The sequence below is a fragment of the Actinoplanes sp. NPDC026670 genome (assembly GCF_040638175.1).
GTDB lineage: Bacteria > Actinomycetota > Actinomycetes > Mycobacteriales > Micromonosporaceae > Actinoplanes.
Window position 1 is genome coordinate 1 of the sequence record NZ_JBEZXU010000115.1, and the last position, 17446, is coordinate 17446.

The 17446-nt window shown below is 69.9% G+C and carries 17 protein-coding genes; 13 read left to right on the forward strand and 4 right to left on the reverse strand.

Annotated features, from left to right (window positions below):
* Positions 1 to 735: 735 nt before the first annotated feature.
* Positions 736 to 1710 carry a Clp protease N-terminal domain-containing protein gene (locus tag AB0E94_RS50685; protein ID WP_360343431.1) on the forward strand — a complete coding sequence of 325 codons (975 nt, stop codon included), beginning with the start codon at positions 736 to 738 and terminating at the stop codon, positions 1708 to 1710.
* A gap of 316 nt (positions 1711 to 2026) precedes the next feature.
* On the opposite strand, the gene AB0E94_RS50690 is transcribed toward AB0E94_RS50685, so the two are convergent.
* The gene (locus AB0E94_RS50690; protein WP_360343434.1) at positions 2027 to 3007 is read right to left on the reverse strand and encodes an SEC-C domain-containing protein; all 981 of its coding nucleotides are present in this window, start codon (positions 3005 to 3007) and stop codon (positions 2027 to 2029) included.
* 183 nt (positions 3008 to 3190) lie between these two features.
* Here AB0E94_RS50690 and AB0E94_RS50695 point away from each other — a divergent pair, with 183 nt between their 5' ends.
* Together AB0E94_RS50695 and AB0E94_RS50700 are read left to right on the forward strand one after the other, a co-directional pair.
* The gene (locus tag AB0E94_RS50695) at positions 3191 to 3520 is read left to right on the forward strand and encodes a hypothetical protein (protein WP_360343436.1); all 330 of its coding nucleotides are present in this window, start codon (positions 3191 to 3193) and stop codon (positions 3518 to 3520) included.
* A gap of 58 nt (positions 3521 to 3578) precedes the next feature.
* On the forward strand, positions 3579 to 4190 hold the full coding sequence (locus AB0E94_RS50700) for a hypothetical protein (RefSeq protein WP_360343439.1): 612 nt from the start codon (positions 3579 to 3581) through the stop codon (positions 4188 to 4190).
* A 10-nt stretch (positions 4191 to 4200) separates the two neighbouring features.
* Here the strand turns inward: AB0E94_RS50700 and AB0E94_RS50705 are convergent, their stop codons facing one another.
* Positions 4201 to 4854, reverse strand: coding sequence for a TetR/AcrR family transcriptional regulator (locus tag AB0E94_RS50705; protein ID WP_360343442.1), 654 nt, complete (start codon positions 4852 to 4854; stop codon positions 4201 to 4203).
* Between the two features lie 79 nt (positions 4855 to 4933).
* On the opposite strand from AB0E94_RS50705, the gene AB0E94_RS50710 reads away from it, so the two are divergent.
* The 5 genes from AB0E94_RS50710 (at position 4934) to AB0E94_RS50730 (ending at position 9947) form a co-directional block, all read left to right on the forward strand.
* Positions 4934 to 5851: an alpha/beta fold hydrolase gene (locus AB0E94_RS50710; protein WP_360343445.1), complete on the forward strand. Its 918-nt coding sequence runs from the start codon at positions 4934 to 4936 to the stop codon at positions 5849 to 5851.
* 22 nt (positions 5852 to 5873) lie between these two features.
* Positions 5874 to 6890 (forward strand): hypothetical protein, encoded by a 1017-nt coding sequence (locus tag AB0E94_RS50715; RefSeq protein ID WP_360343448.1) that lies wholly within the window; start codon positions 5874 to 5876, stop codon positions 6888 to 6890.
* 200 nt (positions 6891 to 7090) lie between these two features.
* The gene (locus tag AB0E94_RS50720) at positions 7091 to 8215 is read left to right on the forward strand and encodes a sugar ABC transporter substrate-binding protein (RefSeq protein WP_360343451.1); all 1125 of its coding nucleotides are present in this window, start codon (positions 7091 to 7093) and stop codon (positions 8213 to 8215) included.
* Entirely contained in the window at positions 8212 to 9201 is a 990-nt protein-coding gene (locus tag AB0E94_RS50725; RefSeq protein WP_360343454.1) for an ABC transporter permease, read from the forward strand. The genes AB0E94_RS50720 and AB0E94_RS50725 overlap by 4 nt, the downstream gene beginning before the upstream one ends.
* Positions 9201 to 9947, forward strand: coding sequence for an ATP-binding cassette domain-containing protein (locus AB0E94_RS50730; RefSeq protein ID WP_360343457.1), 747 nt, complete (start codon positions 9201 to 9203; stop codon positions 9945 to 9947). Before AB0E94_RS50725 ends, AB0E94_RS50730 begins: the two co-directional genes overlap by 1 nt.
* Positions 9948 to 9957: 10 nt before the next feature.
* On the opposite strand, the gene AB0E94_RS50735 is transcribed toward AB0E94_RS50730, so the two are convergent.
* Positions 9958 to 10383, reverse strand: a complete 426-nt coding sequence (locus AB0E94_RS50735) for a hypothetical protein (RefSeq protein WP_360343460.1) — start codon at positions 10381 to 10383, stop codon at positions 9958 to 9960.
* 76 nt (positions 10384 to 10459) lie between these two features.
* Between AB0E94_RS50735 and AB0E94_RS50740 the strand changes: the two genes are divergently transcribed.
* Both AB0E94_RS50740 and AB0E94_RS50745 read left to right on the forward strand, forming a co-directional pair.
* Positions 10460 to 12694: a LuxR C-terminal-related transcriptional regulator gene (locus AB0E94_RS50740; RefSeq protein WP_360343463.1), complete on the forward strand. Its 2235-nt coding sequence runs from the start codon at positions 10460 to 10462 to the stop codon at positions 12692 to 12694.
* 53 nt (positions 12695 to 12747) lie between these two features.
* Positions 12748 to 14226 carry a GGDEF domain-containing protein gene (locus AB0E94_RS50745; protein WP_360343466.1) on the forward strand — a complete coding sequence of 493 codons (1479 nt, stop codon included), beginning with the start codon at positions 12748 to 12750 and terminating at the stop codon, positions 14224 to 14226.
* Positions 14227 to 14295: 69 nt separating this feature from the next.
* Here AB0E94_RS50745 and AB0E94_RS50750 read toward each other — a convergent pair whose 3' ends face one another.
* Entirely contained in the window at positions 14296 to 14979 is a 684-nt protein-coding gene (locus tag AB0E94_RS50750; RefSeq protein ID WP_360343469.1) for a hypothetical protein, read from the reverse strand.
* Between the two features lie 94 nt (positions 14980 to 15073).
* Between AB0E94_RS50750 and AB0E94_RS50755 the strand changes: the two genes are divergently transcribed.
* The 3 genes from AB0E94_RS50755 to AB0E94_RS50765 all read left to right on the forward strand — a co-directional run.
* Positions 15074 to 15562 carry a hypothetical protein gene (locus AB0E94_RS50755; RefSeq protein WP_360343472.1) on the forward strand — a complete coding sequence of 163 codons (489 nt, stop codon included), beginning with the start codon at positions 15074 to 15076 and terminating at the stop codon, positions 15560 to 15562.
* 26 nt (positions 15563 to 15588) lie between these two features.
* On the forward strand, positions 15589 to 15984 hold the full coding sequence (locus AB0E94_RS50760; RefSeq protein WP_360343475.1) for a hypothetical protein: 396 nt from the start codon (positions 15589 to 15591) through the stop codon (positions 15982 to 15984).
* Between the two features lie 476 nt (positions 15985 to 16460).
* The coding region (locus AB0E94_RS50765) for an ALF repeat-containing protein (RefSeq protein ID WP_360343478.1) at positions 16461 to 17446 on the forward strand (986 nt) is incomplete at its 3' end.

Below are 17446 nucleotides of genomic sequence, written 5' to 3' on the forward strand. Positions count from 1 at the left end.
CAGCCGCCACGCGCCAGGCGGCTGGCGGCAGGCGCCAGGCGGCGGGCGACAGGCGGCGGGCGGCGGGCGGCGGGCGGCGGGCGGCGGGCGGCGGGCGGCGGGCGGCGGGCGGGGATTATCGGACTCCTGGCAGGGGCTGACCTGTCTTGCCATGTCCGGTAGCCCAACGGATTCGCCTGGTGTGGCCACACCGATCGGCTTTCGTGCGAACCACTCCGTTGCTGAACACTCCACGCGGCTTGCGGTGGGATTTCATGGGCACGGGTGGTCAATGGAGGGTGGTGGTCGCGGTTACGCTCAGCGATTCCCGGGGTGGACCGGGTTTCCGATGCTTGCCGTGCGATGGTCGCCGATAAAACGGAACGGGGGCTCTTTCGATTATATTCCCAGCGGATCGGCGCTATCCTGGTCGAGGTTTCCGATTTGAGTATTCGGGCTCAGTTCAGGATTTATCGGAACGCCGCCTTGCACGACACATTTTCTTGGGGGCCACGATGATTAGGTAGATGGCGCATTTTCGTACCTCGCTTGGGTTTCGGCGGTTGCGTTTCTCAAGGTTGTTGCGGTGGCTGGTTTCGGTCGCGCTCCTGGCTCCTGGCTCCTGGCTCCTGGGCAGGTTGCGCAGGGGACGGAGTGGAGTGCGACTCCCCGGGCTCCCGTCTATCACCTTTGGTAGAGGCGGCTCTGGCTCGTAGACAGAAGTGAGGGGCGGCTGGCGTCCATAGCCTTCTTGGCATGGCTGTCACGTTCATCGGAGACGATCGGTTTCCCGCAGTTCTGTCCATCGCTCGGGCTGCTGCCCAGGACGAGGTCGGCACCGTGCATCTGCTGGCTGGGATGGCCGGTGCGGCTCCCGGCGTCGCGGCGGTGCTTGATGCTTTCGACATCACTCCGGCGGTGCTGCGTGCGGTGCTGCGGGAACGTGTGATCGGTGACGGGCCGGCGCCGCCGGTTGCGGCGGTTGTCCGGGGGCATGCGACTCTTGCGCTCACCGCCGGGGTTCGGGCCGCTCTGGTGCGGTGCGCCGCCTACCATTCGGGCACCCGGACCTCGCAGCAGCTCCTGGCCACCATCCTGGACGATCCCGGCACCGGCGCGGTTACCCTGCTCCGATTCTGCGGGGCGGATGTCGAGGCTGTTCGGCGGGCGCTGCGGATCGGGCAGGTTCCGGTTCGTGCGGAGCGGCTGCCCGCGCCGCTGTGGGCGGTCCGGGACAAACTGATCGGCCGGCAGCAGTACCGCGGGCGTGGTATTCGCGACTTCCTGATGTCGGTGGTGATGCGGTCGAGCGTCAACCACGCGGCGGTCCCGGTCCTGTGGGCGTCGCTGGAAGCCGACGACATGGCGAAGCGTCAGGGCCGGGCGGCTCGCACCGACGATGTGCTGCTCGCGATGGTGACGACGTTCGAAGTGGCCGAGGCCTACCCGCATCTGGCCGGCAGCCACACCAGTCGATATGACGGCGTCCGCACCCTGATCTCCGGCCTGAACCGTGACGAGCTGACCGCCGCGGTCGCGGCCGAATCCGGCGACGACGAGATTCCGCTGCACCGCCTGCTGAAGACGGGGCCGAACGGACCACAGGACACGGAGGCGCTGCTGCGCGCACTCACCGTCCACCCGGGATCCCGCGCAAGCCGGGTGCTCCGATCGCTGGACCGGCATCCGCTGCTTCCGGCACGCCAGCCGGCCACCGCCGGAGCCGAGTAACGCGATCCGGAGTCCGGCCCAACCACCACCCCGGACCGAACTCCGCATGGTGACCTGCAGCGCGAAACAGACCGCACATCACCACACTCCCGCGAGACCCCACCAACGCGGCAACCTACGGCACGAAACAGACCGCAGGTCACCACACTGGCGCGGGAACCTGCCAGCGTGGTGGGCTGCGGCGCGAAACTGACCGCGCGTCGCCACGCTGGGGTGGGGCTGTGTCAGCGTGGTGGGCTGGGGCGGGGGTCGGAGCGTGCGTCACCGCGATGGGGCCGGGCGGCCCGGCGGGTCGCCGGGCCGCTGCGTGGGCTGGTCAGCTGCGGGAACGTGGGAGGCAGCACTTCTTGTACTTGAGGGTGGAACCGCACCAGCAAGCGCCGTTGCGCTCCGGCGGCCACGGGAGACGGGCCGCGCCGGTGGACAGGCTGCGGGTGTAGGCCGCCCGGTTGTCGGCCGATGCCGGGTCGCCGCCCACTCCGGCCAGTGCGGTCAACGCGTCCACCGAAGCCGGCAGCAGCGCCAGGTCGGTGCGGCCCGCGGCGGCCTGGCGGACCAGTTCGTGTTCCAGGCGGGAGCGGTGCTCGGCCCACGTCGTGCCGTAGGCGTCGGTCTGCTTCACCAGGCGGTTGAACTCCGCCTCCGGCCAGAACACCAGGTCGGTGGCCGGGGCCGGGGCCGAGCCGGCGTTCGCCAGTTTGGTCTCCAGGCGCTCGGCCAGGTTGTCGTGTGTGTCGTGCTGGCGGCCCAGGGCGTGCCGCAGCCGGTGCCGCTGCTGGAGCAGGAAGAACAGCACCCCGGCGTCGTCGGCGTCGGACGGCTCGGCGGCGCCGCGGTCGGCGATCACCTGCTCCACCGCCTCGGTCAGCCACTTCTCGGCCTCGACCGCGCGGCCACCGACGGCCAGCGCCGCGGTGATGTAGGCGGGCGCGTCCGGGTACTGGGTGAGCAGCGGGCGCAGTGGCTCCACCTCGGCGAACGCCTCGTCGCCGCGGTCGGTGCGGAACAGGATCCGCGCTCGCAGCGCCCGCGCCGAGGCGACCGGGCTGTCGTCGCGTTTCCCGTACGCCTCGAGGGCGCCCTCCACATACCGCAGGGCGGCGTCGAGTTTGCTGCGGCTCTCGGCGATCTCCGCGGCGAGAGCCAGCGCGAGGCCGGCGTCCTGCGGGTCGGCTAGGCGACCGTCGCCGGCGGCCTTCGCCAGATCGGCGGCGACACCGAGCGGGTCGGCGGCGCCGAGAGCGGACTGCCTGACCTCATTGAGGTCGGCGCTGGTCAGATCTGCTTTCAAAGACACGCCGCCACGCTACTGCGGCCCGACCCGCAACGCTCTTGATCTGAGTCACTCGGCTCAAACATCCCACCGGACGTGACTTGCACCACACCGTGCACCGTTTACGGCGATGTGGCGGATTGATGTTGATCTCCGTACCGCCGCCTTGAGGTTAGGGTGTGCCGTTCGAAAACGGGGAGGACCGAAATGAATCTGCTGTTCACGATTGCCAAGAACCGCTGGGCCGCGCTGATCATCGGCCTGGCGCTCATTCCGCTGGGGCTGGTCAACGCCAACTCCACCGAGAAGGTCACCTGCGGTGACCAGGTGATGCAGCAGGGCGACATCTGCGAGACGACCCGGCGGGGTACGACGACCGAGCGCTCCTTCGACGAGCAGAAGGAGCACGGCGTCACCGGCGGCTACCTCCTCGCCGGGTTCGGCGGGGTGCTGGTGCTGGCCGGCGCGACCCAGTTCGTGGTGCGTGCCCGGCGTCGCGCCAAGGCCGCCGACGTCACGCCGGCCGCCACTGCCTGACGGCTCGGCTCCGGGTGGGCAACCGTGCCCGCCCGGAGCACGTGGCTACTCTGCCGCCATGGCTTTGACTCCGGACGAGTTCTACCAGCACGCGCTCGCCGCCACCGACGACGAGAACCGCCTGCCGCTGTCCCGCATGACCGGCTGGGAGATCAGCCCCTTCGAGCAGGACGGCCTGCGGGTCACCCCGCTGCGGCCGCCGGTGATGCCGGAGGCGCCGCGGCACGGTGAGGATCCGGCGGAGTGCGGCATGTGCGCGAAGCGGGACCAGGGTTTCTGGTTCAACGAGCGCTGGCGGCTGGACCGGGTCGCCGGCGCCGCGGTGCCGCTGATCCTGATGCTCTACCCGCGCGACCACTACGATCTAGCCGATCTGCCGGACGAGATGGCGGCCGAGATGGGCCTGCTGGGCACCCGCATCGTGCGGCACATGCAGGCGCTGCCGCACATCGGGCGGGCCCACATGTACCGCTTCGGTGACGGGGCCGTCCACCTGCACCTGTGGTTCTTCGCCCGGCCCGAGGGCCAGGCCCAGTTCTTCGGTTCGTGGCTGCCGGTCTGGGACGACCTGCTGCCGGAGTACCCGGCGGACGTGGCCGACGCGGATGCGGCGCTGGTCGCCGACGCGCTCGTCGGGTCGTCCGGCGGCTCGCGCACCCCACACGCCTGACCACACGGGCTCACTCGCCCAGGAGACCGACCAGGACACGGGAGATCGTGTCCTCGAATCGCGGCGCCGGCACGAGCGCGCCACCCGACAGCGCCGCGGTCAGGTGGGCGTGCCGGCCCGCCGCGATCACATGGGCCAGGTAGGCGCTCTGCCGGGCGGCTGAGCCCGCGTTGAGCTCGTTCAGCGCGAGAGCGGCGGTGAGCGTGCTCATCACCGCGAACGCCTCCAGTTTCCGGCCGGCGCCGGCTGGATGGGCGGCGAGGACCGCGAGCACGTGTTCCAGCAGGCCGGCGCCGTGCGGGCCGAGCGCCGACCGGGTGAGTACCAGCTCCGGCAGCCAGCCGTGCCGCAGCATCAGCGCGCGCCCCTGCCGGCACACCTCCAGCAGGGCCGGCAGCCAGGGGCCGCCCGGCTCCGGCAGCCGGTAGCCGGCCGCCACCTCGTCGCTCATCAGGTCGAGCAGGTCGTCCCGGCTGTCGACGTAGCGGTAGAGCGACGCTGCGCCGGTGCCCAGCTCGGCGGCGACGCGGCGCATCGACACCGCGGCCAGGCCCTCCCGGTCGGCCAGCGCGATCGCCGCCGCGGTCACCTCGGCCCGGGACCGTTCGGCCGGACGGCCCACGCCGGTACGCCGTTCCCGCAGCCACACCGGCACCGCGTCCATGCCACCCCTCTCTCGATTGCACCGAGCCTACCGCGATGGTTACGGTGTTCGCGAACAGTGTTCTCGAATGGAGGCGCCGATGAACCGGACCCCGTACACGGCACACAACGGCGACGTACGGCTCGCGGCCGATGATCTCGGCGGCGCCGGCGGCGAACCTCTGCTCCTGCTCATGGGGCTCGGCGTCTCCCGATTCTGGTGGCCGGACGGCCTGGTCACGGCACTGATCGACGCCGGGTTCAGCGTCGCCTCGTTCGACGGGCGCGACTCCGGCGAATCCACCCGTTTCGACGACGTGCCGGCCGGTGATCCGGTGACCGGGCTGCTGCGCGGGCGGCCGCTCGCCTACACCGCCGAGGACATGGCCGACGACACGGTCGCCGTGCTCGACGCGCTCGGCTGGCAGCGCGCCCACCTCTTCGGCGTCTCCCAGGGCGGCCTGGTCGCCCAGCGGACCGCGCTGCGACATCCGGACCGGGTGCACACCCTCACCACGTACGCGGCGGTGCCCAGCGACGTTCGTGGTGCGGCCGTGCTCAGATACGTACACCTGCGGTTTCTGGCTCGTCTGGCGCGAATGCGCCATCCGGACGGGCGCGACGGTGACATCGCGGCCGGGCTCGCCCTGCTGCGGGCGCTGGCGTCGCCGGGTTATCCGTTCGACGAGCGGGAGGCCCGGCGCCGGGTGGAGCGGGAACTCGACGCGGGGCTGCCCAGCGGTGTCCGGGACAGTCGCGCTCAGGCCCGGCAGACCAGCGCCACCTGGCACGGCCCGCGGCTGCGCGCGCTCCGCGTACCGACTCTGGTCCTGCATGGCGGGAAGGATCCGCTGATCCGCCCCAGCGCCGGGCGACGGATCGCGGCGTCGGCGCCCGGCGCCCGGTATGTCGAGCTGCCCGGAGTCGGTCACGATCTGCCGCGCGAGATCTGGGCCACTGTGGCCGGTGAGATCCGCGTTGACAGTGCCCGCAAGCGTCCGTACGGTTCGCTGGCTTGATCAATCGAACCGGGGGACATCGATGAACGGCACGGCTCGTCCGGCGTGGGCCTGGGAGGTTCAGACCGCTGCCCTGATGGCGGTCGTCGGCGCCTCCGCGCTGTTCAGCGTGGGCCTGCTGGTCAGTGACCTGTTCGTCAGGTCGTACGTGCTCAGCGGCGGCGAGTCGGAACTGCCGATGATCGTCGAGACCGTGATCGTGCGCTCCGGCGAGATCAACGTGCTGTTCTTCGTGGCGGTCGTCACCTACATCGCCGGTTTCACCTGGTGGCGGCGGGCGACCCGGAGCATGCTGCGGGCGGCCGGCGACCGCGCCGAGGCAGCGACCACACATTGGACGATCCCGGCGTGGTACCTCGCGCTCGGCACCGCCCTGGCGATCCGGTGGCAGAACAAGGCCTCCGATGACTCACCGGAGGCGTTCGCGTCCATGTTGACGTGGGACGCCGTGCAGATTTGCGTACGGCTGACCGGTCTCGTTCTTCTGCTGTTCGGAATCTGGCGGATCCGGGCGCAGGTCAGCGCGCTGGTGGCCGAGACCGGTGTGGCCGCCCAGAAGCCGGCCGGGCCGGACCGGCTGGCGCCGCCGCTGGCTCGGCCGGCCGCGCCCGTGGCGGCTGACCTCGGACCGGCCGACGACGCGTTCTGGCTGCGGGCCGGCGAGATGGCCGACGCGGCCGGCGGTGAACTCGCGCTGCTGGAGACCGCCGGCGCGGCGACTCCCCGGTGGGTGCTGGTGCCGCCGGGCGGGGATCTCGGCGCGGTGCGGGCCGGGCTCCCGGCCGGAGCGGTCGTCAGCGCCTACCCGTCGCCGCCGTCCGCCGCCGGCACCGAGGGGTTCGTGCCAGCGCCCTCGGACTTCTACCACGGGCTGCTCGAGGACGAGACCGGCGAGGTGCGCTACCAGGCGGTCTCGCCGGAGCGGATGCCCGTCTTCCTGAGCCGGGCCGGGCGGGCCCGGCGGTGGGCGCTCTACCCGACCGACAGCGCCCAGGCCCTGCACGCCGTGGTCCGGTCCCCCGCGGCCCGGGAATCATAGGATCCGTCGCGATCAATTGATCCCATGATTTCCCGCACCATGTCGCGCAATTCAACTAATCGCGCTGACTTATCCGTACAAAAAATCTCTCGAATGTTTCTGGGTTTTTAAATAAGGACCCGCCCTCCAACCTGGACTTCGGTTCGAGCCCGGGGATAGATTCCGATTCACCGGATCACCACCGCCGAGGAGGGTGCATCATGCGTGTTGTTGATTCCGCGGTCGCCCAGGTGGCCGACGAACTCCCGGGCAACAGCGTCACCCGGCGTCGCCTGCTGGCCGGCGCCGGGCTGACCAGCGCGGCGCTCGCGGCCACCGGTCTGCTCGCGGCCTGCGGCAAGGACGAGGCGGTCGCCGGGGCGATCGGCAACTTCCCGAAGACGCCGAACTGGAAATTCGTCTTCATCAACCACGTCACGACCAATCCGTTCTTCACCCCCACCCAGTACGGCGCCGAGGACGCGTGCAAACTGCTCGGCTGTTCGTTCCAATGGACCGGCTCGGCCAACTCCGTGGTGGCCGAAATGGTCAACGCGACCAACACCGCGATCAGCGGCAAAGCCGACGGACTGGCCGTCGCGGTGGTCGACAAGACCGCTTTCAAGGCGCCGGTGGACAGCGCGCTCGACGCCGGCATCCCGGTCGTGTCGTACAACGCCGACGGCGCCCGCGAGGACCCCGGCACCAACCGGCTGACCTATGTCGGGCAGGGGCTGTTCGAATCCGGCTACGCCCTCGGGCAACGGGCGCTGACCCAGGTGCAGTCCGGCGAGGTGGCCGGTTTCATCGCCACCCCCGGCCAGCTCAACATCCAGCCCCGCATCGACGGCGCGCAGCAGGCCTTCACCGATGCCGGCGGCGCGGTGAAGTTCACCGCCGTCGCCACGAACGCCGACATCACCAAAGGGCTGTCCATCATCGACGCGTACGCCCAGGGGCACCCCGGGCTGGCCGGCATGCTCGCCGTCGACGCCGGATCCACGCAGTCCATCGGCCAGGTGGTCAAGAAGTACGACATGCGCAACAAGGGGCTGAAGGTAGCCGGCGGCTTCGACCTGATCCCCGAGACCCTCGCCTCGATCAAGTCGGGCGACCTCGACTACACCATCGACCAGCAGCCCTACCTCCAGGGCTTCCTGCCGGTCCTCTATCTGTACCTCTACAAGGTCTCCGGCGGGCTGATCTCGCCGCCGCAGACCAACACCGGACTGCTGTTCGTCACCGAGGACAACGTCACCCCGTATCAGAACACCCGGACCAGGTACGAGGGCTCGACCACCGACGTGAAACTCGTCGACCGGTCCGGCCCGATTGCCCACCCGTGACCACCCTGCTGGCGGCGCCGCGCCGGGCCGGCGCGGTGCTGGTGCGCTGGCGCGAGGCCAGCGTCCTGATCGTCGCGGTCGCCATGGCCGTCTACTTCCAGACCGCCAACGAGGTCTTCCTCACCCACGACAACCTGCGCAACATCGCTCAGGCCACCGCGCCGACCGCGATCGTCGCCGTGGGCATCGTGCTGCTGCTGGTCAGCGGGGAGATCGACCTGTCGGTCGGGGTGGTGGCCGCGCTCGCGCCGTTCCTCGTGCACTACGCCGTCGACTTCTACGGCGTGCCGGTCGTGCCCGCTCTCCTGCTGGCCTTCGCCGTCTCGGCCGGCATCGGGTTCTGCAACGGTTTCATCGTCACCAAACTGAAGGTGCCGTCACTGGTCGCCACCCTGGGCACCTTCTACTTCCTGCTGGGCGTGCTGCTCACCACGTCGCACGCCTATCCCGCGCAGATCCCCGAAGCCGCGCAGGGCCGGATCCAGCAGATCTTCGGCGCCGCCGACTGGGCGTCGCTGACCTGGTGCCTGCTCGTGGTCGCCGGGTTCCACGTCGTGCTGACCCGCACCCGGTGGGGCCTGCACACCATCTCGGCCGGCGGCAATCCGGTCGGCGCGACCGAAGCCGGCATCCGGGTCGACCGCATCAAGATCGGAAACTTCATGATCGCGAGTACGCTCGGAGCACTCGCCGGGCTACTGGAAGCGTTCCGGATCAACAGCATCGACCCGAACATCGGTGGCGGCACCGCCCTGGTCTTCACCGCCATCTCCGCAGCCGTCATCGGCGGCACCGCGCTGGCCGGCGGCTCCGGCACGGTCATCGGCGCGCTGCTCGGCGCACTGATCCTCGCCGAACTGCAGAACGGCTTCAACCTCATCGGGATCAGCGCCAACCCGTTCCAGCTGATCCTGGGCAGCGCGATCCTGATCTCGATGATCGCGAACCAGTACCTGTCCCGGCTACGCCGCACAGGAGGCACGTGATGACCGCACTACAGGTGGAACACGTGGCCAAGAGGTTCGGGGCGCTCACCGCGCTGCGCGACGTCAACCTGCGCCTGGAGAAGGGCGAGGTCCTCGGCCTGATCGGCGACAACGGCGCCGGCAAGTCCACCCTGATCAAGATCCTCTGCGGATTCCACCGCCCGGACTCCGGCCGGATCTCCGTCGACGGCCGGCCGGTCGTGCTGCGCAGCGTCGACCACGCCCGCTCCCTCGGCATCGACACCGTCTACCAGGGACTGGCCCTGATCAACGAACTGACCGTCTACCACAACATGTTCCTGAACCGGGAACTGCGCATCGGCCCGCTGCTCAACAACCGGGCCATGCGCCGGCTCGCCCGCCAACACCTCGCCGACATGGGTGTCGGCATCGCCGACGTCAACGCCCAGGTCGCGAAACTCTCCGGCGGCCAGCGCCAAGCCGTGGCAGTGGCCCGTGCGGTCTACTCCGACGCCCGGATCCTGCTGCTCGACGAGCCGCTCGCCGCCATGGGCGCCAAGGAGGGCGCCCTGATCCTCGACCTGATCCGCGACCTGCGAGACCGCGGCGACGTCTCGGTCATCATCATCGCCCACAACTACGCCCAGGTCCTCGACGTCTGCGACCGGGTCAACCTGCTCCAGCACGGCACCATCACCTTCGACCGCCCCACCGCCGAGGTGTCGATCGAGGAACTGACCGACCTGGTGATCGCCGAATACCGCGGACGCCGCCGGCCCGCGTGACGCCCCGGTTTCAGCGCCACCGTTCGCCAGGGGCGCGGACATACTGCCGGAGGACGTACGGCCACGGCAGCACCGCCAGGAAGATGACGACGAGAAGGCACGAGGCCGTGTACCCCCACGTCTCGTCGTCCATCGAACCGGAGAGCCACACGGGCAGGGCCACCGCGCCTAGCCAGATCACCTTCCAGGCCGACTCGAACAGGAGCAGCGGAATCATCTTCACCGGGTAGCGCAGGCCCACGAACGACAGGAGCGAGATCGCCGACAGGATGCAGTAGACGATGCTCTCCATCCCCCGCCAGGACGAGTCGTGGAACAGCACGACAGGCCACGCCTCGATCGCGAGGCCGATCGCGAGCACGGAGTATCCGAAGCGCAGCGCCCACCGGCGCCGCACCGACACGTCGATGTCTTCCACCTGGGTAATCGTGGTCATGGACCAACGGTAGGAAGGAACCCGGTCGACGCTCATCAGTGGAATCACGGAGGCGGCACTGAGCTACCGTCATGCTGTGGCCACCCGCAGCCGACGACCGGGCAACCTCCCCGCCGAGGCCACGAGCTTCGTCGGCCGCCGCGCCGAACTGGCCGAGTCGCGGCGGAAACTGGCCGACGGGCGTCTGGTCACCCTGGTCGGGCCCGGCGGCGTGGGCAAGACACGCCTCGCGCTCCGTCTCGCCGCCGATCTCGCCCGGGTGTTCCGGGACGGCGCGTGGCTTGTCGAACTCGGCAAGTTACGCGATCCGGCGCTGGTGCCGCACACCGCCATGGCCGCCCTCGACCTGCGCGACCAGGCCGCCGCCGAACCGGGTGAACTGCTGCTCCGGCACCTCCGCGACGCCCAGCTGCTGCTCGTCGTCGACAACTGCGAGCATCTGCTCGACGCCGCGGCCGGACTGATCGGCGAGGTGCTCCGGGCGGCGCCGGGAGTTCGGGTGATCGCCACGAGCCAGGCGCCGCTGCGGGCCGCCGGCGAACACGTGCTGCGGGTGCCGCCGCTGCCGCTCCCAGCGGACGAACCGCTGGAACGTCTGCGCGACAACGAAGCGGTCCGGCTCTTCGTCGAGCGCGCGACGGCGGCGTCCGGCGACTTCGAGCTCACCGACACCAACCGGGCGGCCGTGGCGGACCTGTGCCGGCGCCTCGACGGGCTGCCGCTGGCGATCGAGCTGGCCGCGGTCCGGACCCGGGCGCTCGCTCCCGCGCAGATCCTCGACCGGCTGCACGACCGGTTCGCGCTGCTCACCCGCGGCGCCAGGGCGGCCCTGCCACGCCACGAGACGCTGCGCACGACCCTGGAGTGGAGTTACGACCAGCTGACCCCGGCCGAACAGACGCTGCTGTCCCGGCTCTCGGTCTTCGCCGGCCGGTTCACCCTCGACGCCGTCGAGGCGGTGTGCTGCTTCGGTGACGTGCCGGCGGCACAGAGCGTCGAACTGGTCTCCGCCCTGGTCGACAGGTCGCTGCTGCAACGAGAGCCCGGCGCGGGCACGGCCGTCTATCGCCTGCACGAGTCCATGCGCTTGTATGCCGCCTCGACGCGTACCCCGGACGGTCTCGAACAACGCTGGGCGGACCACTACCTGCAACGCTGCGCACGGTTCGGCGGCGAAGGCCGGTACCGGCTGGTGGAGTGGCTGACCTGGATCGAGCCGGAGATCGACAACGTCCGGGCCCTGCTGCGGAGGTTGTCCGGCGACGGGCGCGGCACCGCCCTGGCCACCAGCCTGATCTGGTACTGGATCACCCGCGCCACGACCGAGGGTGCCCGATGGCTCGACGAATCGGCGCCGGCAGCGGCCTCGCCGTGGACCTTCTTCGCCCGCGGCTTCCTGGCCGTGCTGCAGAACGACCCGGTCGTCGCCGTGCCGGTGCTGGAACGTGGCGTGCTCGCCGCTCGCGGGGCCGGGCAGCCGGACGTCCTGTGCCAGCTGCTCGCGATGGCGGCGATCGCGGCGAACATGGCAGGCGACCGTACGTCCGCCGCGCGGCTGCTCGACGAGGCGGCAACCCTGTCGGCCGGTAGGGACGACGTCGGCGCCACGCTGATGGTGCACCAGGCGCGGACCCTCAACGCGCTCGGCGACGGTGATCTCGAGACCGCCGGTTCCGCGGCCGCCGACGGCGCGCGGCTGAGCCGCCGGGCCGGCGACCTGTACAGCCTCACGATGATGCTGGTGAACCAGGGCTTCGCCGCGCTGCGCTCCGGTGCCGCCGGCGAGGCGGAGCGCCGGTTCGCCGAGGCGCTGCCGATCGCCCGCCGGATCGACGACCGGGTCGCGCAGTGTTACCTGCTCGGTGGCCTCGGCGCGTGCGCCGCGTCGGCTCGCGACCAGCAACGCGCGGCCCAGCTGCTCGGGGCGAAGGACGGCCTGTGTGCCGAAGTCGGCGCGATGATCAACAGTGGAATGGCGCCCGCGCTGTCGGCGGCGGCCGAGTCGGCGCGGGCGGCTCTCGGCCCGGCGCGCTTCGAGTCGGCCCTGCGCGCCGGCCGGCGGATGAGCCGTGCCGACGCGCTGCGGCTGGCGCTGCGTGAGGTGGCCGCCCCGGGCCCGGACGGTCCGCTGGGCCGGCGCGAGAAGGACGTCGCCGGGCTGGTGGCCGAGGGCCTGAGCAACAGGGACATCGGCGCGCGGCTGTTCATCTCCGAACGCACGGTCGAGAGCCACGTGCGCAACATCCTGAACAAGCTGGGCTTCCACTCACGTGCCCAGATCGCAAGCTGGGTCGCCGCCCCCGACAGCTGAGCCGGCCTCGGTGGCCACTCAAGTCGGGGCCGCGCCGGCCGATGGTGCAGATCATGAGACTCGGCCGGCAACGCGGTGCCGGCATGCACCACAACCTGGTGCATGCCGGTTTCGTCGTACTGGTTCTCGTCGCGGTGGCCGCGTGGGCGTTCGGCGGCCTGGCCGTACGACTCGGGGTGGTGACCTTGATCGGCGCGCTCCCGGCGGCCGGGATCGCCGTCGGGATGCGGATCAACCGGATCGTCAACCGCACCGCCTGGTATCTGCTGCTCGCGGCGTCGGTGCTGTTCACGGTCTTCAACTACCTGTGGTTCGTGCAGCTCGGTCTCGGCCGGGACGCCGGGGCCGACGGGCCGGCGAACCTGGTTCTCCAGGTCCTCGCCTACGGCAGCATCATGCTGTCGGCGTTGCAGGTGATCCGCAAACACGGTGAGGGCGACCGTGGCGGCATCATCGACGCGACCCTGCTCGGCGTCGGCCTGATCACGCCGGTGTGGGAGTTCCTGCTGCGCCCGCACCTGCTCGAACTGCAGGTGTCGGGTCCCAGCCAGGGAATCTATCTGCTGAAGATGCTGCTGCTGATGGGCACTCTCGGCGCGCTGCTGCGGATCGCGCGGACCGCCGGCACCGCCCGCACGTCGTTGATCTACTTCTTCATCAGCATGGGCGCGACCGTCGTCAGCGTGGTGTCGTCGTTGTTGTCGACCCGGCCGGGAAGTGACTACTACTCGCCGTTGGTGGACCTGTTCGCGATGATCGGCTACCTGGGGCTGGCCGCGGCGGCGCTGCACCCGAGTTCGACCGAGTTCACCCAGCCGGCCGGTTGGCGCCGGAGCCGTCTGCGACCGGTGCGGCTGTCGCATCTCGGGCTGGTGCTGGCGATGGTGCCGGTCGTCGGCAGCGTTCCCGAACTGTTCGGCGGGACCACCGACAACCTGCTGCTGACGTTCGGCACGCTGCTGGTGATCCCGCTGGTCGTCTCCCGGATCGGGCTGCTGATGGCGGAACGGACCGCCGACCAGGAGGCACTGCGCTACCAGGCACACCATGACGAGTTGACCGGGCTGGTCAACCGCCGCCGGTTCTTCGCCCTGCTGGAGGAGGCGGTCCGCTCCGGCGCCGGGGTGGCGGTTCTCTACTGCGATCTGGACAAATTTAAAGCAATCAATGATATGTACGGCCACGAAGCGGGCGACGAGGTGCTGCGTGTGTTCGCCGACCGCCTGCGCGGCACGCTCCGGGATCAGGACATCGCGGCCCGGATCGGCGGCGACGAGTTCCTGATCCTGGGCACCGGCACGACGTCCGGCGACGCGGACACACTGAGGCGCCGGATCGAGGACGCAACGTCGGCGCCGGCCGTATGGCACGGGCACGAGTTGTCGTTCGGGGTGACCGTCGGCGTCGCGTACGGGATCGGCGCGGACACGAGCGCGGACGGGCTGATGTCGGCCGCGGACGCCGACATGTACCGGCGCAAGACCACGGCGGCTTGGACCGCCCCACCGATGGAGGGCATCACGTCACGCTGAGGCACCAACTCCGCACCGCACCCCGGACACCCATGAAGCCGGGCGCGGCAAACGGCGTCTGCCGACGAGTCAGCGCGCAAAGCGTCGAACGGATTCCCGGGTCACGGTGAACTGTTCAGTGCCGTCCTCCGCGGAGATGCCGTCGACGGCGGTCGAAACGATCAACATCGCCGGGTTCTGAAGGTCGTCTTCGGGGAGCTCGCGAACGACGATGCCGCGAATGCCGATGGTGGCCGGCAGCGATGAGTGCGGCTCGAAATCTATGCCGAGGGCCGGTGCCTTCTCGACGAGGGACCAGACGCGGCCCGCAGCGTCGGTGACGCTGGCGCGTACCCAGCCAGGAAAGTCATCGGATTCCCAGCCAAGAACGCGGCACTCGAGCAAGACCTGATCACCGGGCCGAACTCGGGAGCCGGTGCGGCCGTCAACGCCAAGACAGGCCAAGACGGTGGACAGGTCGTCATTGAGGAACAGGTGGAAGTGATAGGGCGGATCCGCGACGTCCACAGCTCCCAGACGTACGAGCTGATCCCCCTGATCGTGCAGTTTCTGCAAGGCGGCGGCGAATCCGAGTGTCGGGATGCCGGACCGGCGGGTAGTCCTCTGCCGCCGGGCGTAGATGTGTGCCAACGCCGACGCGGGCTGCACACTCTCGTTGATCCAGATCGTTGCACCGTCGAGGACAGCTCGGCGGCATGCGGTGCAGGCCTCGTCGTCGCGTTCGAGCAGCGCGGCCAGCTGAGCGGGGTCCACCACTCGAACCTACGGCAAGTGGGGCATGTGCGACCGCATGCTCGGCGGCAGGAGCGGGCTGCTTTGATGTGTTCGTCAGAGCTACGGTCGTGCGATGGACGACAGGCAGCCGCCCGGCGATGTACCGATCGAACGGCCATGCGGAACGTGCAACGCCGCGGCTGGGGTGTTGGTCACTCAAACCGTGGTCGGGGAACGGATCGCTTGGTCCGTTTCTTTACGTTGCCGTCAATGTGGCGCCGCTGAAGAACAGTGTGGCTGGGACGTGATGCCTGACCACTGGCGCGAGATTCTCGTTGCCCAGGACGGCCTGGCCAGGGTGCACGCCGATCTGCAGAGCAGCCGGCCGCTGAAGGTACGGCTGCTCTCGGTCTTCCGGGACCAAGGCTCCACGATCGCTGAGGCCCTCATGGCATTCAAGTCACTGACCGGGGCCGGGATCGTCGGCACGTCCGCCGAAATGAGGCTTCTTGCCAGACTTCTGACGAATGCAGGCGCGATCGTGTCGCTGACACCAGAAGCTCGTTCGCATCCTGGCCGGCCCGGCCATGACACGAGCCCGATTCGCGGCGGATCCGGATGACGTCGGCTGCCATGCCATGATGCGGCATGGACATTCAGCGCGAGGAGCCCCTGCCATTCGCTGATCCCGGTAAGGCGGCAAGTGCCGAGTCCGCTGACGTGGTCCACGCAGCCGGAGCGCCACCTTCGCCCATCAGAGACCGCCACTGGGACGATGACGAGGGCATCCGGTGGCATATGCGTGGCCGGCCGATAGAGGCCTATTACGCCGCGGTACAACAGCAACTGGAACGAGTTGGCCTGCATGTTTTGTACGCTGACGGCTCCGCGCCCCGCGAGGTGTTCGGCGAACAGCGTAGTGCGCTGATCGAACGAGTGAAGCGGTCTGTGGTCAGCGGTGCCGAGCCTCCGAGCGATTTCTCGCTAGCCGATTTCCGGACGGAAGATCACCGAGTCATGCTGGTCATAGAAGAGATGTATTGACGATGGCGGCTGGCCCTCCGGAATGATCGATCGCGCTCTACTCGGCAGATGATCGCGTCATATGGGTGCCGTGAAAGCACGAAGCAAGCGTCGTCTCCGTCGACGGAGGATCAAGCGTCGCGTCGACGAACGGACCTCGTACCGGAAACCGGCCTCGACACGACAGCGGCGTCGCCTCGGGCGGGGCCGGCGATCCGGCAAGCGACGAGTGTCGAGGAAACGAAGCACAGCACCGAGCAGCGTCGCGATGAGGACGCCGGCTTTCCGGCTCTCGTGGTCCTGGCACGTTCGGGTACGCCCGGATACATGACCCCAACCACCAGGTAAATGGCGGGCAACGTACGGCGGAGCGATCGATGCCAGGCCGCTTCCGGGCGGACAGGGATCGATGACTGCCACTATCCTGCCCCTGCAGTCGGATTTTCGGCCTACCTACGGGGGTAGTAATGCCTGCGGCTTCTGCTGCACGTCTTCGCTTGGGGCTACGTGCCCTATGGGCGTTCGTCGTCCTCGCTCTGTTCGTCCAGATCGCCGGCTCCGGTGTGTCCGCCCAGGCGGCCTCGGCCGACATGTCGATCACCGCCATCCGCGGCGTCGCCGTGCTCGACGCGATCAAGGGCACACCGTCGATCCGCCGGGCCGCCGAGACCGCGCTGCTGGGGACCGACCAGGACCTGCGCACCTACTACGACACCGGCTTCACCGCGGCCCAGCAGGCCGACCAGCGGGCCGCCGCACAGTCACTCGCCGCCATGGACGGTCCGTCGGTGCGGGCCGCCGCGCTCACCGCGCTGAACGGCTCCCCGTCCCAGGTCGAGTCGTTCGTGCAGGGTGGCTGGACCTCGGCCTGGAACGCGGACGAGCGCCAGCGGGCCTACCGCCTGATCGAGTCCGGCGGTCCCACGGTGCGAGCCGCGGCCCAGAGTGCGATCAACGGCGGCACCGAGACGATCGCGTCGTTCCTGGCCGACGGCCTGGACGCCGCCGAGCACGCCGACGACCGGCTGGCGGCGACCCGGATGCTGACCGGCGGCCCCAACACCAGCGGCCCGGTGCTCAACGCGGCCGCGGCGACGGCGCTCAGCGGCACTCCCGAGGAACTGCGGGAGTTCCTGCGCTGGGGTCAGTTCGTGGCCCGGGCCCGCGACGCCGAACTGGCGTCCATCAAGAGCCTCACCGAGCAGGCCAAGCAGGCCGGCGAGACCACGTCGCGCGAGGCCAACCTGGCCGAGGAGTCGTCGGCTCGGGCCGGCAACGCGGCCGCCGAGGCCAAGAAGGCGGCGCAGGCGGCCGAGGCCGAGGCACGCGCGGCCGGCGGTGACGCGAAGAAGGCGTCGGCCGCGGCCGGCCGGGCCGCGGACGCGGCGGAAGGCGCGGCCACCGCGGCGCGGGAGGCGATCGCGGCCTCGAACGCGGCGATGCGCGCGGCCAGCGTGGCCGCCGACGCGTCCCGCAAGGCGAC